Annotated in this window: 21 protein-coding genes; 10 read left to right on the top strand and 11 right to left on the bottom strand. The window is 74.3% G+C overall.

Features of this window, described 5'->3' with window-relative positions; translation table 11 throughout:
* The first annotated feature begins 373 nt into the window (after positions 1 to 373).
* From ACFW9D_RS14845 to ACFW9D_RS14830, 4 genes are all read left to right on the top strand, one after another.
* Positions 374 to 1468 carry an LLM class flavin-dependent oxidoreductase gene (locus tag ACFW9D_RS14845; RefSeq protein ID WP_384621902.1) on the top strand — a complete coding sequence of 365 codons (1095 nt, stop codon included), beginning with the start codon at positions 374 to 376 and terminating at the stop codon, positions 1466 to 1468.
* On the top strand, positions 1465 to 2328 hold the full coding sequence (locus ACFW9D_RS14840; protein WP_384621899.1) for an ABC transporter permease: 864 nt from the start codon (positions 1465 to 1467) through the stop codon (positions 2326 to 2328). Before ACFW9D_RS14845 ends, ACFW9D_RS14840 begins: the two co-directional genes overlap by 4 nt.
* Before the next feature lie 79 nt (positions 2329 to 2407).
* Positions 2408 to 3445, top strand: a complete 1038-nt coding sequence (locus ACFW9D_RS14835) for a glycine betaine ABC transporter substrate-binding protein (protein ID WP_188339097.1) — start codon at positions 2408 to 2410, stop codon at positions 3443 to 3445.
* The gene (locus ACFW9D_RS14830; RefSeq protein WP_384621896.1) at positions 3432 to 4223 is read left to right on the top strand and encodes an ABC transporter ATP-binding protein; all 792 of its coding nucleotides are present in this window, start codon (positions 3432 to 3434) and stop codon (positions 4221 to 4223) included. The genes ACFW9D_RS14835 and ACFW9D_RS14830 overlap by 14 nt, the downstream gene beginning before the upstream one ends.
* A gap of 347 nt (positions 4224 to 4570) precedes the next feature.
* Here the strand turns inward: ACFW9D_RS14830 and ACFW9D_RS14825 are convergent, their stop codons facing one another.
* On the bottom strand, positions 4571 to 5932 hold the full coding sequence (locus tag ACFW9D_RS14825; RefSeq protein ID WP_384621893.1) for a carboxyl transferase domain-containing protein: 1362 nt from the start codon (positions 5930 to 5932) through the stop codon (positions 4571 to 4573).
* Between the two features lie 192 nt (positions 5933 to 6124).
* Here ACFW9D_RS14825 and ACFW9D_RS14820 point away from each other — a divergent pair, with 192 nt between their 5' ends.
* Both ACFW9D_RS14820 and ACFW9D_RS14815 read left to right on the top strand, forming a co-directional pair.
* Positions 6125 to 7594, top strand: coding sequence for a hypothetical protein (locus ACFW9D_RS14820; RefSeq protein WP_384621889.1), 1470 nt, complete (start codon positions 6125 to 6127; stop codon positions 7592 to 7594).
* A 39-nt stretch (positions 7595 to 7633) separates the two neighbouring features.
* Entirely contained in the window at positions 7634 to 8509 is an 876-nt protein-coding gene (locus ACFW9D_RS14815; RefSeq protein ID WP_384621886.1) for a RimK family alpha-L-glutamate ligase, read from the top strand.
* Positions 8510 to 8809: 300 nt separating this feature from the next.
* Here the strand turns inward: ACFW9D_RS14815 and ACFW9D_RS14810 are convergent, their stop codons facing one another.
* From ACFW9D_RS14810 to ACFW9D_RS14765, 10 genes are all read right to left on the bottom strand, one after another.
* Positions 8810 to 9433, bottom strand: coding sequence for a hypothetical protein (locus ACFW9D_RS14810; protein WP_384621883.1), 624 nt, complete (start codon positions 9431 to 9433; stop codon positions 8810 to 8812).
* Complete coding sequence (locus tag ACFW9D_RS14805) at positions 9393 to 10241, bottom strand: FkbM family methyltransferase (protein WP_384621880.1); 849 nt, start codon at positions 10239 to 10241, stop codon at positions 9393 to 9395. The genes ACFW9D_RS14810 and ACFW9D_RS14805 overlap by 41 nt, the downstream gene beginning before the upstream one ends.
* On the bottom strand, positions 10238 to 10459 hold the full coding sequence (locus ACFW9D_RS14800; protein WP_188339102.1) for a Trm112 family protein: 222 nt from the start codon (positions 10457 to 10459) through the stop codon (positions 10238 to 10240). The genes ACFW9D_RS14805 and ACFW9D_RS14800 overlap by 4 nt, the downstream gene beginning before the upstream one ends.
* On the bottom strand, positions 10449 to 11375 hold the full coding sequence (locus ACFW9D_RS14795; protein WP_384621915.1) for a hypothetical protein: 927 nt from the start codon (positions 11373 to 11375) through the stop codon (positions 10449 to 10451). The genes ACFW9D_RS14800 and ACFW9D_RS14795 overlap by 11 nt, the downstream gene beginning before the upstream one ends.
* A 15-nt stretch (positions 11376 to 11390) precedes the next feature.
* Positions 11391 to 12161, bottom strand: a complete 771-nt coding sequence (locus ACFW9D_RS14790; RefSeq protein WP_384621877.1) for a class I SAM-dependent methyltransferase — start codon at positions 12159 to 12161, stop codon at positions 11391 to 11393.
* A complete protein-coding gene (locus tag ACFW9D_RS14785; protein ID WP_384621874.1) occupies positions 12158 to 13474 on the bottom strand; it encodes a condensation protein in 1317 nt (438 codons plus the stop codon). The genes ACFW9D_RS14790 and ACFW9D_RS14785 overlap by 4 nt, the downstream gene beginning before the upstream one ends.
* Positions 13475 to 13613: 139 nt before the next feature.
* A complete protein-coding gene (locus ACFW9D_RS14780; RefSeq protein WP_384621872.1) occupies positions 13614 to 17714 on the bottom strand; it encodes an alpha-(1->3)-arabinofuranosyltransferase family protein in 4101 nt (1366 codons plus the stop codon).
* Positions 17711 to 18448 carry a class I SAM-dependent methyltransferase gene (locus ACFW9D_RS14775; RefSeq protein WP_188339105.1) on the bottom strand — a complete coding sequence of 246 codons (738 nt, stop codon included), beginning with the start codon at positions 18446 to 18448 and terminating at the stop codon, positions 17711 to 17713. The genes ACFW9D_RS14780 and ACFW9D_RS14775 overlap by 4 nt, the downstream gene beginning before the upstream one ends.
* Positions 18445 to 19599, bottom strand: a complete 1155-nt coding sequence (locus ACFW9D_RS14770) for a glycosyltransferase family 4 protein (RefSeq protein ID WP_384621869.1) — start codon at positions 19597 to 19599, stop codon at positions 18445 to 18447. The genes ACFW9D_RS14775 and ACFW9D_RS14770 overlap by 4 nt, the downstream gene beginning before the upstream one ends.
* Before the next feature lie 285 nt (positions 19600 to 19884).
* Entirely contained in the window at positions 19885 to 20943 is a 1059-nt protein-coding gene (locus tag ACFW9D_RS14765) for a DUF3068 domain-containing protein (RefSeq protein ID WP_384621866.1), read from the bottom strand.
* A gap of 182 nt (positions 20944 to 21125) precedes the next feature.
* Here ACFW9D_RS14765 and ACFW9D_RS14760 point away from each other — a divergent pair, with 182 nt between their 5' ends.
* The 4 genes from ACFW9D_RS14760 (at position 21126) to ACFW9D_RS14745 (ending at position 24253) form a co-directional block, all read left to right on the top strand.
* Positions 21126 to 21278 (top strand): DUF2613 family protein, encoded by a 153-nt coding sequence (locus ACFW9D_RS14760; RefSeq protein WP_384621864.1) that lies wholly within the window; start codon positions 21126 to 21128, stop codon positions 21276 to 21278.
* 3 nt (positions 21279 to 21281) lie between these two features.
* Complete coding sequence (locus ACFW9D_RS14755) at positions 21282 to 22523, top strand: helix-turn-helix domain-containing protein (protein WP_384621861.1); 1242 nt, start codon at positions 21282 to 21284, stop codon at positions 22521 to 22523.
* A 114-nt stretch (positions 22524 to 22637) separates the two neighbouring features.
* The gene (locus tag ACFW9D_RS14750) at positions 22638 to 23411 is read left to right on the top strand and encodes an IclR family transcriptional regulator (RefSeq protein WP_384621859.1); all 774 of its coding nucleotides are present in this window, start codon (positions 22638 to 22640) and stop codon (positions 23409 to 23411) included.
* A complete protein-coding gene (locus ACFW9D_RS14745; RefSeq protein WP_384621856.1) occupies positions 23408 to 24253 on the top strand; it encodes an SMP-30/gluconolactonase/LRE family protein in 846 nt (281 codons plus the stop codon). The genes ACFW9D_RS14750 and ACFW9D_RS14745 overlap by 4 nt, the downstream gene beginning before the upstream one ends.
* The last annotated feature ends 3 nt before the right edge of the window (positions 24254 to 24256 follow it).

Below are 24256 nucleotides of genomic sequence, written 5' to 3'. Positions count from 1 at the left end.
GCGCCGGGCCCCGGCTGTTTCGTATGCCGGTACGCAACCGCCCGCCATGTGGACATGTCTTGTCGCGGCGGCGTGTTCGCGGCAAGGATGCGTGCATGGCCCCTGTACTCGTCTCGCGTCGTCACGTGGATCTGCTGCGTGTCTCCACGATGCTGTGTCGGGCCATCTGTCTGCGCGCTCCGTCCGGCTGCTGAAGCAGCCCCGTAGGCGGCGTCGCCGGGCCTTCCCTCGCTGAAGGCCCCTTCTTCTTCCCTGTTCTCACCTGTCCGACGTGCTCCCGCGCGCCGCCCCGCCCGTGTCCGTGCCCGCGTCCCGGGCCGTCCGGCGGCCTGCGCCGCCGGCACGTCATCACGCCATGAGCCCGAGGTGCCCCATGCCCGAAAACCGCCCGCTGCTGCACTGGTTCCTGCCCACCGGAGGCGACGGACGCGACCCCGGCGGCGTCACGTCCGTGCAGGGCAGGACCGGCGCCGCGACCCGGCGGCGGGCCGACATCGGCTACCTCGCGCAGGTGGCGCGCGCCGCCGAGCAGGCCGGTTTCACCTCCCTGCTCACCCCGGTCGGGCTCGGCTGTGTGGACCCGTGGATCCTCACCTCGGCCCTCTCCCAGCACACCGAACGCATCGGCTTCCTCGTCGCCTTCCGGGCCGGCTTCAGCAGCCCCACCCTGCTCGCCCAACAGGCCGACGCCTTCCGCAGATTCACCGGAGGACGCCTGCGCCTGAACGTCGTCACCGGCGGCGACTCCGTCGAACAGCGCTCCTACGGGGACCAGTTGGCGCACGACCAGCGGTACGGCCGCACCGACGAGGTCATGGCCGTGCTCCGCGACCTCCTCGACGGCAAGCGCATCGACTTCCAGGGCCAGCATGTCCAGGTCGAGGGCGCCCAACTGACCGACCCCGCCGTCGAGTTCAAGGTCCCGCTGTACTTCGGCGGGGCGTCCGACGCCGCCGAGGCCGTCGCCGCGCGCCGCGCCGACGTCCAGCTCCTGTGGGGCGAACCGCCCGCCGCCGTCGCCGAGCGCGTCGAGCGGCTCCGCGGCCGCAACCCGTCGCTGCGCTTCGGCCTGCGCCTGCACGTCATCAGCCGCGACACCGCCGCCGAGGCCTGGGCCGAGGCCGACCGGATCCTCGCCGCGATGGATCCCGAGGCGATCCGCGCCAGCCAGGAACGCTTCGCCCGCATGGACTCCACCGGCCAGGCCCGGATGACGGCCCTGCACGGCGGCAGCGCCGACGGCCTCACCGTCGCGCCCAACCTCTGGGCGGGCATCGGCCTGGTCCGCGAGGGCGCCGGCACCGCCCTCGTCGGCAGCCACGACGAGGTGGCCCGACGCCTCCACGAGTACACCGAACTCGGCATCTCCGAGTTCATCCTCTCCGGCTACCCGCACCTGGAGGAGGCGTTCCGCGTCGGCGAGGAGGTCGCCCCGCGGCTGCGGCGCCTGGTGGGTGCCCAGGCATGAGCACCGCACAGCTGAAGACCCGGTCCCCGGACACCGGGCCAGGGACGCGCCCGGCCGCCGCGCGTGTCCCGCGCCCCGCACGACCCGGCCGGGAGGCCGCACAGTGGCTGGCCCTGCGGCTGATCGCCCTCGCCGTCCTGCTCGCCGCCTGGCAGGCGGCCGTCGCCGCCGAACTGTGGCCCCGCGTCCTCGTACCGTCCCCCGGCGACGTCGGGCACGCCTTCGCCGTCGGGATGACCGACGGCTACAGTGGCCACCTCCTCACCGAGCACCTGGCCGTCAGCCTGCGCCGGATCGGCATCGGCACCGGTTACGCGGCCCTGGTCGGCGTCCCGCTCGGCCTGGTCATCGGCGCGGTGCGGCCCGTCGCCGTCGTCCTCGAACCGGCGGTCACCTTCCTGCGGACGCTGCCGCCGCTCGCGTACCTGTCCCTGCTCGTCATCTGGTTCGGCATCGACGAGTCGCCGAAGATCTGGCTCCTGGTCGTCGCCGCGCTGCCGCCGATCGCCGCCGCGACCGCAGCCGCCGTCCGTGACGTGCCCGGCGATCTCGTCGAGGCCGCGCGGGCCCTCGGCTCCGGGCCGGCGACCCTGCTGCTCGCCGTGCGGCTGCCCGCGGCGCTGCCCGAGATCCTCACCGGCGTCCGGATCGCGGTCGGCGTCGCCTACACCTCCGTCGTCGCCGCCGAGACCGTCAACGGCGTGCCCGGCATCGGCGGCATGATCCGTGACGCCCAGCGCTACAACCAGACCGCCGTCGTCATCGCGGGCATCCTCGCCATCGGCGTCTCCGGCATCGTGCTCGACGCACTGCTGAAGGCCGTCGAACGGGCCGCCGTCCCCTGGCGCGGACGCGCCTGAACTCGCCTGCCCCTTCTGCTTCCGGCCCCCCTTTCCCGCCTGTTGCCGCCCCTGTCCTGTCTGCTTCTGGAGATCCGTCATGCCCTCCCACCGCCGTACGCTCCTCGCGGCCGCCGCCGCGCTCACCCTCGCCGCCACCGCGACCGCCTGCGGCACCGGCGGTTCCGACAGCGCCTCGGGCCGGACCCAGGTGCGCATCGCCTACCAGGCGATCCCCAACGCCGACCTCGTCGTCAAGCACGAGCGGCTCCTCGAGAAGGCGCTGCCCGACGCCGACGTGAAGTGGGTGAGGTTCGACTCGGGCGGCGACGTGAACACCGCCGTGATCTCCGGCGCGGTCGACCTCGGACTCGCCGGCTCCAGCCCCGTCGCCAAGGGCCTGTCCGCCCCGCTCGACATCCCGTACAAGGTGCTCTGGATCCACGACGTCATCGGCGACAACGAGGCCCTCGTCGCGAAGAAGGGCACGGGCGTCAAGGCGGTGAAGGACCTCAAGGGGAAGAAAATCGCCGCGCCGTTCGGCTCCACCTCGCACTACTCGCTGCTCGCCGCGCTCGACGACGCCGGGCTGAAGACCTCCGACGTGACGCTCGTCGACCTCCAGCCGCAGGACGCGCTCGCCGCCTGGCAGCGCGGCGACATCGACGCCGCGTACGTGTGGACGCCGACGCTCGGCGAACTGGAGAAGGACGGCACCGTCCTCACCACCAGCCGGAAGATCGCGGCGGCCGGCAAGCCCACCGCCGACCTGGGCGTCGTCACCGACGACTTCGCGGCCGAGCACCCGGAGATCGTCACCGCCTGGCTGAAGGCCGAGGACCGGGCCGTCGCCCGCGCGAAGAACCAGCCGGACAAGGCCGCCGCGTCGATCGGCGCCGAGCTCGGCATCCCCGCCGGCGAGGCGAAGCGCCAGCTGAGGCAGCTCGTGCTGCTCAGCGCCGAGGAGCAGCGGGGCGCACAGTACCTGGGACGGCCGGGCGCACCCGGCGCCCTCGCCGCGAACCTGCGGGACGCCGCCGTGTTCCTCAAGGGGCAGAAGGCCGTGGACGCGGTGCCGGGACGCCCGGTGTTCGAGCGGGCCCTCGCCGTGAAGGAGCTGAACCGTGCCGCGAAGTGAGACGGCGGAGAAGGACGCCGGCCGCGACCTCGCGGACATCGTGCTCGACGGGGTCGGCGTCCGGTACGGCGGCAAGGGCTCCGACGCCGTGACCGCCGTCTGCGAGGTGTCCCTGAGCGTCGGCGCGGGCGAGTTCGTGGTCCTGGTCGGCCCCTCGGGCTGCGGCAAGACGACGCTGCTGCGCCTGGTCGCGGGCTTCGAACGGCCCGCGACGGGCGGCGTCGACGTGCGGCGCACGGTCGGGGTCGTCTTCCAGCAGCCCCGTCTGTTCCCCTGGCGCACCGTCGGCGGGAACATCGCGTTCGCGCTGGCCCGGCACGGGGTGCCCCGGGGGCAACGGGCGGAGCGGGTCGCGGAGTTGCTGGAGCGGGTCGGCCTCGCCGGTACGGCACGGCGGCGCACCTGGCAGCTGTCCGGCGGTCAGCAGCAGCGGGTCGCCCTCGCGCGGGCGCTCGCGGCCGAGCCCCAAGTCCTGCTGATGGACGAGCCGTTCGCCGCGCTGGACGCGCTGACCCGGGAACGGCTCCAGGAGGAGGTGCGGGACCTGGCCGACACCACGGGCACGACCGTCCTGTTCGTCACGCACTCCGTCGACGAGGCGGTGCTGCTCGGCTCGCGGGTCCTCGTCATGGCCGCGGGTCCGGGCCGGGTCGTCGCGGAGGTCCCGGTCGCGCTCGCGCGCGGCGCCGCCGATGTGGCGAGCCTGCGCACGACCCCCGAATTCTCCCGGTTGCGGGGCGAGTTGGCGGAGGTGATGCGCGCGGCGGCGCAGGGCTGACCGGCCCCGAGGAGACACCCGAAGAACGCGGAAGGCGCCGCCTCCCCGTGGGACCGGGGGAGACGGCGCCGCATGCGTGCGCCCGACAGGCGTGTTACACGAGCCAGCCGACGAAGTTGAAGACGCCGGCGAGGATGTCGGTAAGCAGGTTCATGGTGTCGCGTTCTCCTAGAGGTGTTGCATGTGTGTGGGACTTGCACGTGCATCGCGATGCGTTTCGCTACGGTCTGCAGCCCGTTGCTTGCGCTCCGTAAGCATCGTTGTTCACCTGGGTCACATGCAAACTCTGAGGCGACGATCACCTGTTCAAGGGAACAACTGCTCGCCTGTTCGGTTGCGGGGTCATGTCAGGCGATGCCCCGCACCACCCCCAGATCCACCAAGTCCTGTGGACGAAGCCGCAGTTGAGCGGCGGTCTCGTGGACCTGGTCGGCCGGCCGCTTGAGGATCGCGGCCGCGAGCTCGGGGGCGATCACCGAGAAGTGCGCGTCCGGGGTCACCCAGGTGTTCCCCGGCGCCGCGAGCGCCAGCGCCCCGCCCGAACCGCCCTCTCCGATCACCAGCGTCGTCACCGGCACCGGACACTCCGCGACCGCGACGAACAGCTCCGCGATCGCGGGACCCGCGCCCGCCCGCTCCGCCTCCGCGCCGTTCGCGGCGCCCGGGGTGTCGACCAGGGTCAGCACCGGGATGCCGAGCCGGCCCGCGAGCCGGATCAGCCGCGTCGCGGTCCGGTAGCCCGCCGGGGTCGTCGCCGTGCCGCACTGCGCCACGTACGCGACCGTCCGCCCCGGATCCCCGTACGCGGGCCGGGGCGCCCCGAAGCCGCACAGGATGCCGTCGTCCACGCCGCCCGCCCGGTCGCCGCGCAGTTCCTCGCGGTACGTGAAGCAGGCGTCCAAGTAGGCGGGAGCGTGCGGCCGTTCGGGGGCTCGCGCACGCAGCACCGCGTCCCAGCCGGTGGCCGGCAGGTCGGTGCGGCCCAGCGCGGCGGGCACCGGGGCCGGTTCCGGGTCCGGGGTGCGGGCCGTGAGCAGCCGCAGCCGGCGCCCGACGTCCTCACGCAGCACGTCCGGCGCCACGACCGCGTCGACCGCGCCCGCCGCCCGCTGCCCCTCCGCCGTGTACGCCGCCGGGTCCGCGTCCGCCGGGCGCACCCGGGACCCCGCGAAGCCGATCTGCGCGCCGGGCAGCGCCAGGGTGACGTCCGCGCCCGCGCCGAGCGTCGCCCAGCCGCCCCCGGTCGTCGGGTCGCAGGCCACCGCGATCTGCGGCAGCCCGGCGGCCCGGGTCAGCGCGCACTGCCGGGCAGCGCGCTGAAGCTGGGTCAGCGCGAGCATGCCCTCCTGCATCCGGCTGCCGCCCGTGGCGACCAGGGAGACGACCGGCAGGCCGTGCGCGCGGGCGTGCGCGTGCGCGGCCTCGATCCGGTCGCCGGTGGCCCGGCCGAGCGAACCGCCCAGGTGCCCGAAGGCGAAGGCCACGACGACCGCCGGGACACCGCACACCGTCGCCGTGCCGGCCACCACCGACTCGGACGCACCACTGCGCGCGACGGCCCGCGCCTTCGACTCCTCGTACCCGGGCCAGCCCAGCGGATTCGGTTCGGCGGGCGGCGCGGGGTCCGGCAGCGGCCGGAAGATACCGGGGTCGCACACCAGCTCGGGGTGCGCGGCGCCCCGCGGATCGGACTTCGGAAGGGTGGGCACGTGCGCTCCTGAGGGGTGACGGGGCCGGTCCCGGTCCAGCATGCGGGGCGCCGGTCGCGGGGCGGTGGACGGGCGCCGCGCGGAGCCTCGGGTAACCGCCGGTAACCTGTTACCTAACAGTAATAAGGCGGCTGCTGCTGTCGCCACCCCGCCGGTGTCAGACTCCAGCTCCCCTCCCTGGACGGAACTGACATGCTGAGACGCTCGCTGGCCGCCGCCGCCCTCCTCACGGCCGCCGCACTCGCCCCGGCCGCACCCGCCGCGGCCGGTACCGACTGCCGGCCGGTCGGCACCGCCGGGCTCGCCGATCTCGCCCCCGGCGACAGCACCCTGGGCCTGTCCGCACTCAAGCCCGCGACCGTCGACCTGCCCCCACAGATCCATCTGCGCGGCACCACCGGGACGTTCAACCGGCGCTGGTCCTTCGTCCTGCGCGACGGCCTGGTCTACGTCAAGGAAGCGGCGAAGCGGGGCGGCTGGCGGGAGATGGTGCTGCCCGGCTGCCTCGCCGGGCACGTCACCGGGATCTCCGTCGACGACGACGAGATGGTCGCCGTCGACGAGAGCCACCGCATCTACACGATGGACCACGCCCTCAACGCGCCCTGGGCCTGGAACTGGACCTACCGCTACGGCGCCCCGCTCTGGCTAGGCGAGGGCAACACCGTCCCGTACGGCACCGACCGCTGGACCTGGTCCGTCCTCTCCCTCGGCGAGGACAAGGTGTGGCGCGACACCGCGGGCAACGACCACCCCGTCGGCCTGGCCAAGGTGTCGCACGTCTTCGCCCTCAACGAGGACGGCAGCCGCATCACCTACGTCGACCCCTGGCTCCCCGCCGACCACAGCTACGAGATGGCGACCCCGCTCCGCGGCCGCTTCCAGGCGCGCGCCCTGTCGACCGCCGCGTCCACCTCGTTCGTCGTCAACCGCTACGGCGACATGTACACGCGCCTGTACGACTTCGACATCTCCGGCTCCGACAAGGTCTTCTTCTCCTACTCCTACGAGGACCAGCGCGGGGCCGCGGTCCCCAAGATCCAGCTGCCCGCCCCCGACTGGATCCATCAGCCCAAGATCCCCGGCCAGGTCACCGACCGCATCTCGATCCACAAGACCGGCACCGGGTCGGACGCCCGCGAACTGCGCGTCGAGGGCAAGGATCACGGCCGCACCGGCTACTGGAAGAAGGCCCTCACCGCGACCGAGTGGACCTTCGAGCCCACCGACGAGCCGGTCACCGGCCGTACCCTCCAGAACACCCCCGAGGACCGCTCCGACGACACCCTCGCCGCACCGTCGCCCTACCGCTACACCGGTGCGATCGGCGACGTGACGGCCGAGGTCGGCCCGTTCGCCGTGGCCGTCGAGGCCACCCCGCTGGTCCTGCGTGCCGGGGGAGAGGAGCTCCGGCTCACCCTGCACACCGTCGACGGTCTGCGACAGAGTGTCCAGAGCCCCGGCCTCACCTCAAGTCCGCGCCTCTTCTACGGAACGATCGAGGTGCCCCGGGCCGTGCTCGACCGGCTCGACTCCTACGGGCCTGAACTGCGGGCGTTCGTCCGGGACCGGCTCGGGGCCGACCGGTTCACCGGCACCGACGTGCGGGTCACCGACGAGACGATGACCTTCGACCGCCTCGGGGTCACCTTGAGAGGATGAGCCCGGACCGGCCTGGGCGGACAAGGTGAGGAGAAGGCGTTGGCACGGATAGCACTGGTCACGTATCGGGTCGGCGAGGACGGCGGGCCCGTGGACGCGGACCTGCCGCTGCTCGTCGAGGGGATCGAGCGGCTCGGCGCCCGCGCCGACGTCGTCGTGTGGGACGACCCCGACGTCGACTGGAGCGCGTACGACCTCGCTGTCGTCCGCTCGACCTGGGACTACAGCTGGCGCCGCGACGAGTTCCTCGCCTGGACCGAGCGCTGCGCCGCCGCGACCCGCCTCGCCAACCCGCCCGGCGTGATCCGCTGGAGCACCGACAAGCGCTACCTCGGCGAACTCGCCGAGGCCGGCGTGCCCATCGTCCCGACGGCGTACGTGCCGCCGGGCGCCGCCCCCGAGCTGCCCGCCGACCGCGCCTTCGTGATCAAGCCGACCTCCAGCGCCGGCGCCCGCTACGCGGCCCGCTACGCCCCGGCCGAACAGGACGTCGCGCTGCGGCAGTTGGCGCGGATGCACGACGAGGGGCTGACCGCCATGGTGCAGCCCTACGTCGACGGGATCGACGTCAGCGGGGAGCGCGCCGTGCTCTTCTACGGCGGCCGGTTCCTGCACGCGATCCGCAAGGGCGCGGTGCTCTCCGCCGGGGTCGCGTTCGACGCGCGCAAGGTCCCGCACCCCTCCCTCGAACCGTGGGAGCCGACCGAGGCCGAGTTCGCCGTCGCCGAGCGGGCCCTCGCGGCCGTGCCCGGTGGGCCCGAGCAGTTGCTCTACGCGCGCGTGGATCTTGTCGACGGGGCCGATGGGCGGCCGTGTGTCATGGAGCTGGAGCTCGTCGAGCCGAACCTGTTCCTGAGCGCGGTGCATCCGGGGTCCGTGGACGCGGTCGCCGAGGCGATCGTGAAGTCGGCGTAGCGCTGCGCTGAGCTTGAACCGGGGGGCGTCTGCGTGGCTGCGGTCTCGTCGCCGGGTGCGGGTGCGTGGGGGCTGGTCGCGCAGTTCCCCGCGCCCCTGGAAGGTATGCGGCTTCGCCGCGCCTTCCCCAGATCACAGGCACCCCGCACCTTGATCGGGGGAATCAGGCCCCCGTACCTCTATCGGGGAAATGCGGCGCGTAGCGCCTGCATTTCAGGGGCGCGGGGAACTGCGCGACCAGCCCTCACCGGGCCCGCACCCGAAGACCAGCCCCCACCTACCGCACCGGGCGACGAGACTTCAGCCGCGCAGACGTTCCGGCGTGATCTCCGTCCAGCGCTGGAGCAGGCCCCAGGTGAACTCGGCCCGGATCCGGCGCGGGGTGCCGTCCTCGTCCGGGGCCGTGAACTCCAGGCCCCAGCGGGTCGGGGCCGAGCCCTCCAGGGGGCGGGCCGGGGCGAAGGCGCGGGCCGCCTCGTCGACCGTGCAGGACCAGGGGGTCAGGTCGGCGAGGGTGCGCAGGGCGGGGCCCGGGGCGCCGGGGGCGCGGGTCAGCCATTCGTTCCAGACCGCGCCCGTGGGGGCCAGGAGCACCTCGAACCGGAGCGTGGGCCACAGCGGCACCGGCCACTGGAGCGCCGTGCAGGTCAGGTCGCCCAGCCGGCGGGGGCGTTCGGACGCGGGGGCGCCGAGGACCGAGCGGTACCGCGACGCCGCCGCGCGGGAGCGCGGGGCGTGCAGCATCGCCTGCCAGCGCCGGTTCGCCTCCCGCATGTCCGCCACCGAGACGCCGAGGTCCGCGCGGGCCGTCTCGACCAGCTCCGGATTGTGGTCCGCCATCCGGCGCAGCAGGACGAGCTGGAACTCGAGCGGGCCGAAGGGGTCAGCGGGACCGGTGGGCGGGGTGCGTCGCGCGGGTGCCATGTCTTTCATGGTCGCGCACGGAGCCCGGGGTGCGGCCGTCCGGCAGGAACAGCACCGAGTTGACGTAGCGCGGGCGGCGGGCCGCCGGGGTCAGGGCCCGGCGCAGCAGGCCCTGCGAGGCGATGTGCGCGGTGCCGCGCTGGTGCGCCGCCAGATCGAACGAGGGCAGCGGCAGCCAGTCGGCGCCGGGCAGCACCCAGCCCTCGTAGCCCCGAGCGCGCAGATGCCGTACCACCGGGGTGATCGGCTGGATGCGGGTCTCCAGCTCGATGAAGAGCGCCGGGCGGTCCCGGGCGAGGAGGGCCTCGGCGCCGCGCAGAACGGCGAGTTCCGCCCCGTCCACGTCGATCTTCACGAACTCGACCTCGTCCAGGGCGAGTTCGTCGAGGGTGACACAGTCCACGGACTGGCCTGTCGTGGCGTGCAGGCCGTCGCGGCGGACCAGCGAGGACACCCCGCGGTCCCCGCGCGTGTCGTGCGGCGGCTGCCACAGCGGGGCGGTGCCGGGCCGGTCGCTGGCCGCCGCCCGCACCACCCGTACGTTCGCGGGCGCCGTCGCGGCGAGCGTACGGGCCAGGTGCGGTACGGGCTCCAGGGTGACCACGCGCCGGGCGCGGGCGGCGAGGCGGTGGGTCCACGGCCCGTACCAGCCGCCGACGTCGACCGCGGTGGCGCACCCGGAGCCGCCGGGGACCATGTCGGACAGGCGGGCCAGCTCCGGTTCGAAGCGCGGGTAGAGAGCGCGGGCCGTGGCCGCGGTGAGGCGGGCGGGCAGCCAGGGGGCGAGGCGGGCGGCGATCGTGGTCACGTCACACCGCCTCCCTCGAACTGTTTCAGGAGGCGTTCGTGCTCGTCCTCCGCGAGCTGCTCGCCGGACGAGGGCAGCAGTTGCGGCACCCCGTCGACGATCGGATAGCGGCGCTGGAGACGCGGGTTGTAGAGCGCGTCGCCGTCCGGCAGGAGGCGCAGCGGCCCCTTGTCGAGCGGACAGGCGAGCAGGGTGAGCAGCGGGTCGTCAGGCTTCATGGGACAGCAACTCCTTCGGAGGTTCCATGGACGGTGTCGTCGTGGCCGGGGGCGGGTCGTGCTTGGGCATGAGCAGCAGGACGGCGACGGCGAGCGCGGTGCCCGCGACGCGCAGCGCGAGCAGCAGCGGCTCGGAGGGCAGTGACTCGCCGAACGCGAGCGTGCCGAGCACGACCGTGAACAGGCAGGTCACCGTCGTGCACACCGGAACGATCAGCGAGGCCCGGCAGCGCTGCAGCGCCGCCTGCGACATGACGAGCCCGCACGCGCCCGTGCACAGCAGCAGGTACGGGTACGGGGAGGTGAGCAGCCGGGGCACGTCCCACAGCAGCCCCGACACCCCCTTGATGGCGAGTGAGCTGACGCCGTAGAGCAGGCCGACCGCGACGCCGTACTCGACGCCCGCGCTCGGCATCCGGTGCCGGCGCCGCGCCCGCCGCTCCGCGCCCGCGTACAGGTACAGGCCGGCGGCGAGCGAGGGCACGCACACGAGGAGGATGAGCGGCGCGGGGGCGGCCCCGCCGACCGCGTCCGGGTTCCGGCCGGTGTCGCGCAGCGAGAGCACCACCATGACGAGGGCGGCCAGGATCGCGCCGATCGCGTACCGCTCGCGGCCCGAGGTGCGTTCGCCGAGCAGCCGCGCGGACAGCAGGAGCAGCAGCACGAGACCCGACACGAAGATGCCCTGCGCGGCGGCGATGGGCAGCGTCCGGTACACGGCGAGCTGGGCGCCGAACCCGCCCGCCAGCGCCAGCGAACCCGCCAGCCACAGCGGACTGCCCACCAGGTGCCGCAGCAGCCGCGCGGGGCGGCGGACGCTGATCGCCGGCAGCCGCCCCAGCGCCCGCTTCTCCAGCACGAAGCCGACGCTGTACAGGGTGTTCGCGAGCAGCGCCGAGGCCACGCCCCACACCACGGCCGGCACCGCCCCTCACGCCTTCCGCGCGTGCAGCAGCAGGATCGAGGAGAGCGAGGGGGCCGCGCAGGCCAGCCGGTCCAGCGGGCGCAGCGGGCCCGGCACCCCGTGGAACGGCGCCCCGGAGACACCGACCACCCGGTACCCGGACGCGGCCACGAACGAGCGCAGCGCACGGGCCGTGTACAGGCGCAGGTGCCCCACGACCTCCCGGCCCGGCCTGCCGTGCACCCCGCGCAGACTCACCTCGGAGAACACCGGCTGCACCCCGGCCAGCAGCAGCCCCCGGTTGTACCAGGCGGCAAGGTTCGGCGTGGACAGCATCAGATGGCCGCCGGGCCGCAGCACCCGGCGGATCTCGTCCAGCGCGGAGTCGGGGTCCACGAGGTGCTCGATCACCTCGGAGAACAGCACCGCGTCGGCGGCCCCGTCCGCGAACGGCAGCCCGTGATCGGACAGTTCGCCCCGCACCACGTACGGGATCCGGGTCGCCGCCCGCCGCAGCGCGTCCTGCGACCAGTCGACGCCGACCAGCCGGTGGCCCGGCAGCAGCGCGGCGGCCGTCGCGGCGGCCGAGCCGTCGCCGCAGCCCAGGTCGAGGACGGTCGCGCCCGGGGTGTCCGCGAGGGCCCGCGCGAGGATCCGGGTCTGGCGGACGGTGCGCGGGGTGCCGGAGGCGACCGGCACGTCCGGGTTCTCGTAGAAGTCGCGCAGGCCGGGCGTGCGGGCCTTCGGCGGGGTGAGATGCGGAGGTGTGAGGTTCGGTGGCGTGGAGGGTGCCGTCATCGTGCCTCCTCGTGGGTCGCGCGCAGATGTTCCTCGAACAGGTCGCGCAGCCGGACGCCGTCACCGGGGCCCAGCAGCGTCCGCGACCAGCGCAGGGCCAGATGGAGCCGGCCCGCGGTGGACGCCGTCGTCACGGTCAGACCGCGCGGGGTGCGGGCGGGCGCCGAGAACCAGACGGCGCTCGCCCGGATCCCGTCGCCGAAGTCCAGCGGGTACGGGACGCGCCCGATGTTGCTCAGCAGCGTCGTCGAGGTCCAGGGCGCGGCGGCCCGGCGCAGCACCCTCGTGGCGGCGGCCCGCCAGGCGACGGGGGCGTACGGAGCCGTCAACAGGGCGGCACCGTGACCGAGTTGGGGACGCGGCATGCTCTTGAGCGCGGTGGTGCGCGCCGCGACCACTTGGAGCAGCTCGCTCGTGGGACGGGACAACTCGGTGGCACTGAAGGCGACTTCGACGAGGCGCGTGCCGTTCCCGATCGGCATCGAGACGTCCCGGGGGCGGTCGTCCACCGGCATGGTGATGCGCAGCGGGCGGCGCGGATCGTGCGCGCCGCGCGCCGTGTTCCAGTCGACGAGGGTGCGAGCGGTGGCGGCCATCAGCTGGTCGTTCACCGTGTACGGGGCGCCCTTCGGGCGGCGCGGCACGGGCAGCTCGCACACCAGAAGGCCGTTGCCCGGGGACGTTTCGGGGCGGGCGCCCGGCGCGACCCGGGCGGGGGGCCGCCAAGGTGACGGCATGGGCGGGTGGGCCGGGGGGTGTGCGGCGGGCGGGGGCGGTGCCGTGGTGGTGGACGGGGTGTTGTCGGGGCCGCCGTACTCCTGAGCGGCGGTGGCCAGCACCCGCAGGCAGGCCGGGCCGTCCAGGGCCGTGTGGTTGACGGTGAGGAACAGCACGGTGTCGCCCGTGGCCGGGTGCGGGACGGCTTCCAGGCGGACGGGGGGTGCGCTGGTCAGTGCCGGGGCGTGGGCGAGGGAGCGGGTGCGGGCCGCCTCCAGGGCGTCGGGGGCCGGGGGCGGGAACGAGACGGGCGGCGCGTCCGGGGCGCCGGTCAGCTCCCACTCGTACCGGCGTGCGTACCAGCGGCGGGGGGCTTCGCGCATCAGGATCCGGGGGTGCCGGGCGAGGGCCCGCGCGAACGCGCCGGTCAGCCGCTCGTTGTCCAGGCGCCCGCTCAGGTGCACCTCGATGTGTACGGTCTCCGGCTCGTCGTCCTGCAGACAGTGCCGGGCGACTTCGTCGACGACGGGGAACGCGATGCGGTGGCGCTCCGCTGGGTTGACCTGGCCATGGTGTCGGCCCTCGACTGTCGTCATCGGGTCCCCTTCCGGTGGGGGCGGGGGGCCGCCGTAGGGGCGGGGCGTCGCTGCCGGGTGCGGCGCCGTCGTGGCTGGTCGCGCCCCGCGGCGGAGCCGCTGATGGGTACAGCCCCGCGCCCCTTACGGGGCACGTCAGTCATCGTCGCGCCTCCCCGTCCGAACCCGGGGACTCTCCGCCGGTTGTCACCAGGGCCGCGAACACCGCCAGCAAGGCCAGGAGTTGGGCCGGGGCGCTGAAGGGGCCCTCGCCCGCGCGGACCGGTTCGCCGGCTCCCGTTGCCGCGAGTACGCCCGCCGCCGCCATCGCCAGGAACGCCAGCGGGACCAGCAGGGCTCGGCGCCATCGGGCCAGGAGGGCCAGGGCCGGGACCAGGGCCGCCCAGGGGCCCGCGATCACCACGGCGACCAGGGTCAGGGCGAGCGTGCCGAGGATCCAGCCGGGGGCCGGAGGAGCCGGTGACGGTGGCGCGGAGTCGGGGGCGCGCCTGCGCCACAGGGCCAGGGCGATCAGGGCCACGATGCCCGCCCCGCCCGCGAACAGGCCCGCCTGATAGGTGGTCGCCGGCTCGTAGGAGAGCTCGACCGTGCCGCTCGCCCCCTGCGGGACCAGCCACGCCTGCTGCCAGCCGTCCAGCCGCAGCGGCGTGAGCTTCTTGCCGTTCAGCGTGGCCTGCCAGCCGTCGTTCGCGTTCTCGTACGTGGTCAGGTACGCGGCCGCGCCCGCCTCGACCCGCACACTGCGCCGGTCGCCGAGCCAGTCCCGTACGGTCATGCCGCGGGTGGCGGTCTCGGCGGTCGCGGACGTGTCCGCGCGGGTCAGGGTGAGGTCCGTGACGGTCAGGGCGCCCTTGCCGCTCGTGGTGAGCGTGTGCTCGCCGGCGGCCAGGTCGAGCGGGCCGCACAGGGTGACGTCCACGGGCCGGCGCTCGGTGAGGTCGGCGACCGTGCCGCGTACGGAGGTGCGGTGACGGGTGCCGTCGACGGTCACCGAGGGTCCCTTGCCGCACGGCAGCTTGAACTGCCACTCGGGGTCGGGCTGTTGGAGGCGGTAGCGGTCGAGTCCGGGGACGTACGCCTCGGTCAGGCCGACCGGCAGCTGCATGTCCTCGTCGGCGACCGGGTTGTGGACGGTCAGCGGGGCCGTCTTCGTGACGGTGATGTCGAGGCGGTCCGTGGTGATGGTGTCGAAGCGGGCCATGCCGTTGACGTCGACGCCCGCGACTGCCGCCCCGTCCGGGCTGCTGATCTCGATCTGCTCGGGCCGGGTGGACAGGCCGCCCGCGGGGGCCAGGACGAGCGACGACACGGGCTGCTTGTCCGGCCAGCGGAGGTGGATCGTGGGACGGTCGCCCGCGATCCAGGCCGTGGTCAGATCACCGTCGGTGAGATTGCGCGCGGAGGTGTTCGTGCCGAGCGCCGCCGTGGAGTCGGCGGTGGCGGTGATCTTCCGTTTCTGGCTGGGCGCCACGTCGTAGAGGAGCCGGTCGAGGGCATCACCGGCCGTGGGGGTCGCGGTCGCTCTGAACGTGTAGCGGCCCGAGCCGGAGCTGGTGAACACCCGGTTCAGGGAGGGCTCGGTGTCGGTGAGCGTGAGCCCGCTGCCGCTGACCGCGCGGTGGAAACTGAACCGGTCGGCGCCCGCCGAGTCCGCGGGCAGCCGCAGCGCGCGGTGCGCCCGCACCCCCGGCACGTCGATGTCACGGAACCCGGCACCGGTGAGCCCCGGCTTGGCGCGCTGCGTCTCCAGGATCGTGACGCGCAGCCAACGGGCCTCGCCCGCAGGCGCGTTCACGGTCTGCCGGGTGCCGTCGGGCTGGATCTCGGCGGTGGCGCTGCCCCGGTCGGTCTCGATCCGGATCCGGGTGGGCGCGGCCCGCACCCCCTCCTGCGGCAGCGGGGTGAGCCTGAGCCGGCCGGGGATGTCGGTGGGCCCGGAGAAGTCGATGCGCAGCCACTCGCCGCGCGCCGAGTCGGGGGCGCCCTCGGCCCAGGCGGTGGCGGGGTCGCCGTCGAAGGCGTTCACGGGGTCGAACTGGGGCAGGTGCAGCAGCCAGTTGCCGCTGGAGGACGCGCTGACGGCGCGGGCTCCCTCGATCCGGGCCGTGGTCTGCCGCTCGACGCCCCGCGTCGGCAGGATCTGCTTGGGCTCCTCGCCCGGGTTCTCCGCCGCCTTCGGACTGTTGCGCTCCGTCGGCGTGTACGGGTACGAGGTGTTGGTGTTGACCAGGCCGAAGCGCGTGTCGGCGCGGCGCAGCCCGTCCGCCGCGATCCGCAGTGCCGGGTCGCCGATCCCCGGATGGTTGTCCCCGGTGAGCACGGCGGGCCGGTCGCGGAACTCCGGATCGGCGGACAGCCGCAGCAGCGCCTCGGGCCCGCCGCTGACCTCGGCCGTGTTCCGCACCGGCAACAGCCCTGCCTGGCCGGGACGTCGGGCCTTGTCGTCCGGCGCGTAGATCTCGACGGAGCGCTGGCGCGGGTACAGGCCCTCGATGGCGATGGGGGTGTCCTCGGCGATGCGCCCGCCGGTGACGACGGGGCCGAAGCCGGTGACGCGGTGGAAGCCGGACTCGGTCAGCGTGCGCTTCACGGTCGCGGTCGGTACGTAACCGAACTGGTCGGGGTCGAGGTCGTTGCGGACCACGACGTAGTGCAGGCCCGCCCGGGAGACGAAGTCCTGGAGGCCCGGCACCCGGCCGCCCGACATGAGGGCCTGCTCGACGGCGTCGAGGGCGCGCCGGTTGCCCGCGGTGCCGAACGGCACGTAGTCGCGCTGCGCCCACCGGGACTCGGCGAGCACGTCGAGCGGCTGGTCGATGGGGGAGCCCCAGGTGTAGACGCCGTGCGCGGTCGCGGGCACGACGAGGGCGCGCGAGTCGGGGGAGTACTTGTGGAGCCAGTCGGCGGTCGCCTTCCAGTACGTGGGCAGCTTCTGGAAGGAGCCCGGCTGGAGGATCGACCCGTTCAGATACGGCCAGGCGAGGCCCGGCAGGACCAGCACGGCCGCGAGCAGCGGCGCGTACCGGCGCACCCGCAGCGGCCGGGCGCCGCGCGGATCGGCGGCCACGCCCACGAGATGGGTGAGGCCGAGCGTGAGCGCGAGGGCGAGCCCGGTCTGGAACTTGTAGATGTTGCGGAACGGGGCGAGCCCGCCGTCCAGCCAGCCCTGCACGGTGCCCGCGAAGGGGGCGCCGAGCGCGCCCCCGTACCCGGCGAGGGTGATGAGCAGCGCGGCGAGCACGGTGAGCAGCAGCCAGCGCCGCTCGGGCAGATCGCGCCGGGCCAGGCCCGCGAGGCCGAGCCCCGCGGCGAGCGCCGATCCGACGACGGCGACCGCGGCCGTCGCCACGGTCCAGCCCGCGGGCAGCCAGGCCTCGCCGAGATGCAGGTACGCGACCCAGTTCCCGGCGCCGCGCAGCACCTCCGTAGCCGCCATCGGATCGGTCGTGGTCCGTGAACTCTCCACGTAGGGAAGGAAGTTCTCGCCGTACGTCCCGAGGAGGAGCAGCGGCACGATCCACCAGGCGGTGGCCAGCACGACGCCGGGGATCCACCAGACGATCTGGCGCCGCTTGCGCGGCCCGGCCGGCCGGGACAGCAGGTACAGGCCCACGGGCAGCAGCGAGGCGAGCGTCGACGCCGCGTTGACGCCGCCCATGAACGGGATCAGCAGGGCCGAGCGCATCGCCGAGACCCGCGCCGACGTGTGCGGGTTGGCGAGGGGCAGCAGCACCCAGGGCAGGAACGCGCCGGGCAGCGCCGCCGCCGACGTCGACCCGACGACGATGGTGAACGTCGGCCACAGCGCGTACGCCGCCGCGCCGAGCAGCCGGCTGCGCGGGCCGCCGACGCCGAGCCGCTCCGCGAGCCGCAGCGCGCCCCAGAAGGCGACGCTCACCACGATCGACATCCACAGGCGTTCCGCCAGCCACACCGGGACGTGCAGCAGATCGGTCAGGCCGTAGTACGGCAGCATCGGGAAGGCGTAGCCGATGTACTGGTCGGCGATGCCGCCGAAGCCCGCCCGGTCGTGCCACAGCTGCCCGAGGTCCGCGAGGAACTGCCACGGGTCCTGGGCCACGCCGAGCTTCGTCTCGAACGTGGCCCGGCCCGGGTGCACCGCGCAGAACGCGACGAACAGCACGGCCCAGAAGGTCAGCAGCCGGCGGCGCGGGCACGGGCCCGGTTCGGGCTCGGGGGGTGCCGGGGCGGCCGGTGGGGCCTGGACCGTGGTCGTCATGGGGGACACCGCCTGAGGATGAGGAGAAGGTTCCACGTCGCGAACTCGCGCAGGCCCGGCACCCGCGTCACCGTCTCGGTGAGGAACGGCCAGTAGCGCGAGCGCGCGGTGAGGACCGAGACGTCGTCGCGGGCCCGCACATGGCGCAGCGTGGACCCGACGTGGTGCCGGAAGAGGTTCTCGCCGAGGGTGTGCTTGGGCGGCCGGCCGGTGCGCCGCCGGTAGCGCTCCTGGGCGCGGCCCGCGCCCAGGTAGTGCCAGGGCGCCCACTCGTGACCGCCCCACGGGGACAGCCAGTTGGTGAACGAGACGTAGACGAGGCCGCCGGGCCGGGTGACCCGGACCAGCTCGCTCAGGAACGTGTCGCGGTCGGCGACGTGCTCCAGGACGTTCGACGTGAACGTCACGTCGGCGCAGCCGTCGGGCAGCGGCAGCAGATAGCCGTCGGCGACCACGGTGGAGCTCGGCGGCGCGCCGCCCAGCTCCCGGGTGTCCGGCTCGAACAGGACGCCCTGGGCGCCGCGCGCCCGGAACTCCCGCGTGAAGTGCCCGCTGCCGCCGCCCACGTCCACGACGACCTTGCCCGCGACCTTCCCGTACGCCTCGACCTGGTCGGCGGCGTCCCGGGCGAGCAGCCGGTAGCAGGCCTCCGGGTCGCGCTGCTCGGCCATGAACGCCTTGAACAGGGCGAGCGAGCGGCGCGGCGACGGGTCCCTGAATCCCGTACCCGTCATGGCGTCCAGCCCCGCACCGCCTCCGCCGCGACCGACTGGAAGCGGCGGACGGAGTGCGCCCAGCGGTAGCCGGCGGCCCGTTCCTCGGCGGCCTTGCCCATCAGTTCGCGGCGCCGCGCGGACAGGGCGAGCGTGCACCAGGCGGCGGCGAACCCGGACGGGCCGCTGGCCAGCAGCCCGGTCACCCCGTCCTCGACGGAGTCGCGCACCCCGGGCACGTCGAAGCCGACGGCGGGCGTGCCGCGCGCGGCCGCCTCGGTGATCACCAGGCCCCAGCCCTCGACGGCCGAGGGATGCAGCAGCATCCACGCCTCGCACAGCAGCCGGTGCTTGTCCGCCTCGGAGACATGACCGGCGAACTCGACGCCGGGCCCGGCGAGTTCGCGCAGGCGCGGGGCCTCGGGTCCGTCGCCGACGATGACGAGCCGGCCGCCGGTCACCGGCCGGACCCGCTCCCACAGGCGCAGGAGCATGTCGATCCGCTTGTACTCCACGAGCCGGCCCATCGCGAGGAACAGCGGCTCGGGGGATCGGCCGGCGCGCGGGCCCGGCTCCTCGACCCCGTTCGGGACGAGACGGATCCGCGCCGGGTCGACGCCGATCCCGTGCAGGGCCTGCGCCGTCGACGGCGAGACGGCGACGAGCAGATTGCGGCGTTGGGCGACCCCGGACAGGGCCCAGTGCTCCAGCCTGCGGCCCAGGTGGGCGGCGGGCGCGAGCGGGCCGCGCAGCCGCATCCGCCACAGGTCGGTGTGCACGTGGTTGACGAGGCAGAGCGTGGGTCCGTCGTGCCACAGCGGTGCCAGGTACGGCATGCCGTTGCAGACCTCGACGAGCAGGTCGCAGGCGCCCACCTGACGGGCGAACGCCGAGCGGGCGCGCAGGTAGTGGGCGGTCTGGCCGCCCGCGGAGACGACCCGGTAGTCGCGCTCGGCGGCGGGGCCGCCGCACAGCAGGGTCACCTCGTGGCCCGCGCGGGTGAGCCCGTCGGCGAGCCGGTCGATGAGCAGTTCGGAGCCGCCCGCGTTCGGATTGCCGAGATCGCGGTGGGCGAGGAACACGATCCGGCGTGGTGCGGGCGGTGCGGCCGGAGGGTGCTGCGCGCCCGGTGGGGACGCGACGCGCAGGGGGGACGGCACGTGCTGGGGCATCCTTGCTCCAACTCGTCTCGGGGTGCGGAGCTCTGTGGGGGCATTTGCGAGAGGTGCGCGGCGCTGGTCGGGGGCCGCGACCGGTCCGTACGGGGAGTGCGCTGGGTCCGTACGGGGTGCGTGCTGGGTCCGTACTCGGGTCGGTACTGGTCCGTACCGGTGGGTACTGTGCCGGGGCTGTGCGGGGACTGTGCACGGGGTGGGGTGGCACAGTTTTCGCCGCGGGGTTCGCCGCGGCTACTCACCCGCGTGACAAGTTTCGGGCTTTCGCGACCTGACGTACCGTCACATCGTGGACGTTTCCAGGGCCGTCGGGGACGTATCGGGATCAGGCCGCCGAAGCCCCTCGGGTCGCCGCCCGCCACCCGTTCCCCGCCCGCCCCGCACCGCGAGCAGCACCGCGCCGGCCGCCAGGGCGAGGAGCCCGGCGCCGCCCGCGACCAGCGGGACCGTCGTGCCGAGCAGCGTCAGCCGGTCGTTGTCGTCCTGCGCCAGCGCCACCTGCGCGCGCTGCGTCGCCGGGGTGAACGCGATCTTCCGGCTGTCCAGGAGCACCGCCGCGTCCCGGTCCGTGCCGGGCGCGCGCAGCGTCTTGCGCGGGCCGATCGCCGCGTACAGGACGCGGCCCGTGCGCCGGTCGACGACCAGCTCGACGCCGTGGTTGGCGTACCACTCCTCGGCGAGGACCTGGCCGCGCTTCGGCTGCCCGACGAGCTTTCCGGGCACCAGGCGGGAGCCCGTCCTGGCCGGGGCGACGATGCCGGTGAACCGGTAGCCCTCGTAGCCCTGGACCCGCGTCGTGCCGCGGAAGCGGAGCGGGATCGTCGCGCCCAGCGTGTTGTCCCACCAGGTGTACGTCCGCCGCTCCACCCGGAACGGGAACTTCAGGTAGGCCTCGCCCCTGAAGGCGGGGCTCTCGCCGCAGCAGTGGACCGGGAGGTTCGTCTTCCGGTCCGTGACCCAGCGTTCCTGGGTCCACTGGAGCGCGTCGTGGGGATCCGCGGCCGGCAGCGAGGCGTCCGTGTCGACCGAGGTCGTCACGTCCCACACCGCCGCATCGCCGCGCTCGCCGTCCGCGACGTCACCGCGCACCTGGCGGGTGATCGTGATCCGCCTGTCGTGCACGGTCCGGATCTTTCCGGTGTCGAAATAGCTGCCGGTTCCGGTGAACACCGTCGTGGTGTCGGTGTTCAGCGGAGTGCGTTCGGCACGCGGTTCGACGTACCACGCGAGCAGCCCGGCGAGCACCAGAAGGAACGCGCCCACACCTATGGCCACCAGCGGAAACGTCCGGGACGCGGCCCGGGTCGAGGTCGGGGAAGCATGCGAGGCACTGCGACTCATGGGGCGCTCCTGGGGGGTAGGGCGCCACGGCATGGCCGTGGTCGGCCGGTCATGGGCCGGGAACCGTAGACCCGCTCTTGACGCAGTGTCAATCTCCCGACAACACTGGGGACTTGCCGGAACACACAGGGTGGGGACCGACCTCAGAACTCCGAGAACTTGGACGAGAGGCTGACCCTGCGATGAACCGACTGCTTGCCGCGGCGCTGTCCGTGGCCGCCGGTGTGGCCCTCGCCGTCGCCGCGGCCTTCGGCGTGCTCGCGCTGATCGACGCGACCCCCGAGCAGCCCAACACGCCGCTGCTCACCTATGAGACACCCGGATCGGGGCGCTGACCCGTGCCCACGACCACCACCCGCTCCGCCTGGTGCGACGTGCCGCGCCCGCAGGTGCGGCAGTTCTCGGCGCTCTCCCTGGAGGAGGCGCCGCGGCTCGCCGAGGACATCCTGCGGGAGATCCGCCGCGAGTTCCCTCAGCTGCCCCTCGTCATCGACGCGTCGGGCGAACCCATGGCGCTCGTCGGCATCCGGCGCGCCATCGAGGGCTTCGTCCGCCACCTCGCCACCGTCTCCGGCGCCGACGGCGACACACAGGGCGCCGACCAGCTCCCGTCCATGTTCCAGGAGTTCGGACGCGGCCAGAGTCTGCACGGGCAGAGCCTCGACGCCCTCCAGGCCATGTACCGGCTCGGCGTCAAACTTGCCTGGCGCCGCCTCGCCGACATCGGCCAGCGCCTGCGCATCCCGCCCCCCGCCATGTACGAACTCGCCGAGTCCGGCTACGAGTACCTCGACAGCCTCGTCGACCAGTCCGTCCGCGGCTACGCCGAGGCCGCCGCCCGGCAGGCCGGGGAACGCCTGCGCCAGCAGCGCAAACTCATGGACCTGCTGCTCGACGGGCACGCCGTCGCCCCGCCCGACCCCGTCAAGGCCCTCACCGAACGCGCCGCCCGCATCGGCTGGCCCGTCCCCGACCAGGTCGCCGTCGGCGTCCTGCTGCGCCCCGCGCGCGACGCCGTCGCCCCCGCCGTCGGCCCCGACGTCCTCCTAGACATGGAGACCGAACGGCCCCGACTTGTCGTCCCCGACCCCGACACCGGCGGCCGGCCCGACCTGCTGCGCCGCGCCCTCACCGGCTGGTCCGGCGCGATCGGCCCGCCCGTCGCACCGGCCGACGCCGCGAAGTCGCTGCGCTGGGCCGAGTCCGCCGTCGCCCTCATGGAACGCGGCCTGCTCCCCGCCACCGAGGTCCTGCGCTGCACCGAGCACACCCAGGCCCTCGTCCTCCTCCAGCCCGAGGAACTCGTCGACGACCTCGCCCGCCGCGCCCTCGCCCCCCTCACCCACTGCGGCCCCGCCCACGCCCGCCGCCTCGCCGAGACCCTCCTCGCCTGGCTGGAGACGCGAGGCGGCGCCCCCGAGGTCGCCACCCGCCTCGGCGTCCACCCCCAGACCGTCCGCTACCGCCTGCGCCAGATCCGCGAACTCTGGGGCGACGAGGTCGACGACCCGGACCGCCGCTTCGAACTCGAACTGGTCCTGAGGGCCCGCCGCTTACGAGGAGAACTCGGCCCGCCGTAGACCCCGCGCGGGACCGGCGCCGACGATCCATTGCCCCGAGGGAGAGCCTGTACGTACCCTGTGTTCGCGATGCCGAATGACGGTTGAAATTTCGAACAAGGGAGGGGGTCGGTGATGGGACGCCTCGTGCCGGCCGTGACCCGGGCTCTGGACATCCTCGAGCTCTTCCTGGACGGGGACGGCACGCTGACCGCCCCCGACATCGTCCGCAAGCTGCAGCTGCCCCGCACCACCGTGCACGAGCTGGTCTCCACGCTCGCCGCGCGGCAGTACCTCGTGCAGGAGCCCGGTCAGCCCGGCCGCTACCGGCTGGGCGTGCGCCCCTACCAGCTCGGCAGCCGCTACGCGGAGCAGCTCGACCTCGCCGCCGAGGGGCGGGAGGTGGCCCGCGCCGTCGCCGAGACCTGCGACGAGACCGTCCACGTCGCGATCCTCGAGGACACCGACGTCATCTACATCGCCAAGGTCGACTCCACGCACGCCGTGCGCATGGTCTCCGCCGCCGGCCGCCGGCTGCCCGCCCACTGCACGTCCGTCGGCAAGATGCTGCTCGCCTCGCTGCCCGAGCCGGAGCTGGACGCCCGCATCCCGGACGACGCCGAGCTGGCCGGAATGACGGAGAACTCGATCACCGACCCGGCCGCCCTGCGCGCCCACCTCGCCGCGATCCGCGCGCGCGGGGTCGCCGTCGAGAGCCGCGAGTCCAACCCGGACGTGTCCTGCGTCGCCGCCCCTGTGCGTGACCGCACCAACCGGGTCGTCGCCGCGATCTCCGTCTCCGTACCGATGGTCCGCTGGAGCGAGGCCCGCGAGGCCGAGCTCGCCGAGCTGGTCGTGAAGGGCGCCGCCGACCTGTCGGAGCGGCTCGGCCACCGGGGCCGGCCGTGAGGGCCGAGCAGGCCGTCGCCGCCCACGCCGGGCTGGGCGAGGGTCCCACCTGGGACCCGGCCGGCGGCCGGCTGATCTGGGTCGACATCCTCGGCTCCCGCGTCCACACCTACGAGCCCGCCACCGGCCGCCGCACGGTCCGCGTCACCGAGCAGCACGTGGGCGCCGCCAAGCCGCGCACCGACGGCGGCCTCGTGCTCAACCTCCGCGACGGCGTGGGGAGTTGGTCCCCGGAAGGTGACTTCTCCTGGCTGCACCGGAACCCGGTGGCGGGCCGGCGCGGCAACGACGCGGCCGTCGCCCCCGACGGCGCGCTCTGGGCCGGTTCCATGCGCTACGACGAGGCGCCGGGGGGCGGTCATCTGATCCGCGTCGCCCCCGACGGCACGACCACCGAGATCCTCACCGGCGTCGCCGTCTCCAACGGCACGGGCTGGAGCCCCGACGGGCGCCTCATGTACTACGTGGATTCCCCGACCCGCCGCGTCGACGTCTTCGACGTACGCGGTGAACAGCTCGGCGAGCGGCGGGAGTTCGCGCGGATCCAGGAAGGCGCCGGCTTTCCCGACGGGCTCACCGTGGACGCCGACGGCTGCGTCTGGGTCGCCCTGTGGGACGGCGGCGCCCTCCACCGCTACACCCCGTCCGGGACCCTCGACCGCGTGGTCCCGCTCCCGGTCCGCCGCCCCACCTCCTGCGCCTTCGGCGGCCCCGGCCTGACCGACCTGTACGTGACGACGGCCCGCGTCGGGCTCGCCGCGGCGGCCCCTCTGGAGGGCTCCCTCCTCGTGCTCCCGGACGCGGGGCAAGGCCTTCCGCAACCGGCCTACGGCGAGCGGTAGTTC

The sequence above is a fragment of the Streptomyces sp. NPDC059524 genome, from assembly GCF_042749255.1.
GTDB classification, from domain to species: Bacteria; Actinomycetota; Actinomycetes; order Streptomycetales; family Streptomycetaceae; genus Streptomyces; species Streptomyces xanthii.
This window is presented reverse-complemented; position numbering and strand designations above follow the sequence as displayed.

Coding starts and splice junctions, on each gene's coding strand:
- ACFW9D_RS14750 (WP_384621859.1), top strand. CDS start 22,638: ATGGGACGCCTCGTGCCGGCCGTGACCCGGGCTCTGGACATCCTCGAG.
- ACFW9D_RS14790 (WP_384621877.1), bottom strand. CDS start 12,161: ATGACGGCACCCTCCACGCCACCGAACCTCACACCTCCGCATCTCACC.
- ACFW9D_RS14785 (WP_384621874.1), bottom strand. CDS start 13,474: ATGACGACAGTCGAGGGCCGACACCATGGCCAGGTCAACCCAGCGGAG.
- ACFW9D_RS14770 (WP_384621869.1), bottom strand. CDS start 19,599: ATGCCCCAGCACGTGCCGTCCCCCCTGCGCGTCGCGTCCCCACCGGGC.
- ACFW9D_RS14765 (WP_384621866.1), bottom strand. CDS start 20,943: ATGAGTCGCAGTGCCTCGCATGCTTCCCCGACCTCGACCCGGGCCGCG.
- ACFW9D_RS14780 (WP_384621872.1), bottom strand. CDS start 17,714: ATGACGACCACGGTCCAGGCCCCACCGGCCGCCCCGGCACCCCCCGAG.
- ACFW9D_RS14760 (WP_384621864.1), top strand. CDS start 21,126: ATGAACCGACTGCTTGCCGCGGCGCTGTCCGTGGCCGCCGGTGTGGCC.
- ACFW9D_RS14835 (WP_188339097.1), top strand. CDS start 2,408: ATGCCCTCCCACCGCCGTACGCTCCTCGCGGCCGCCGCCGCGCTCACC.
- ACFW9D_RS14845 (WP_384621902.1), top strand. CDS start 374: ATGCCCGAAAACCGCCCGCTGCTGCACTGGTTCCTGCCCACCGGAGGC.
- ACFW9D_RS14800 (WP_188339102.1), bottom strand. CDS start 10,459: ATGAAGCCTGACGACCCGCTGCTCACCCTGCTCGCCTGTCCGCTCGAC.
- ACFW9D_RS14840 (WP_384621899.1), top strand. CDS start 1,465: ATGAGCACCGCACAGCTGAAGACCCGGTCCCCGGACACCGGGCCAGGG.
- ACFW9D_RS14820 (WP_384621889.1), top strand. CDS start 6,125: ATGCTGAGACGCTCGCTGGCCGCCGCCGCCCTCCTCACGGCCGCCGCA.
- ACFW9D_RS14775 (WP_188339105.1), bottom strand. CDS start 18,448: ATGACGGGTACGGGATTCAGGGACCCGTCGCCGCGCCGCTCGCTCGCC.
- ACFW9D_RS14810 (WP_384621883.1), bottom strand. CDS start 9,433: ATGGCACCCGCGCGACGCACCCCGCCCACCGGTCCCGCTGACCCCTTC.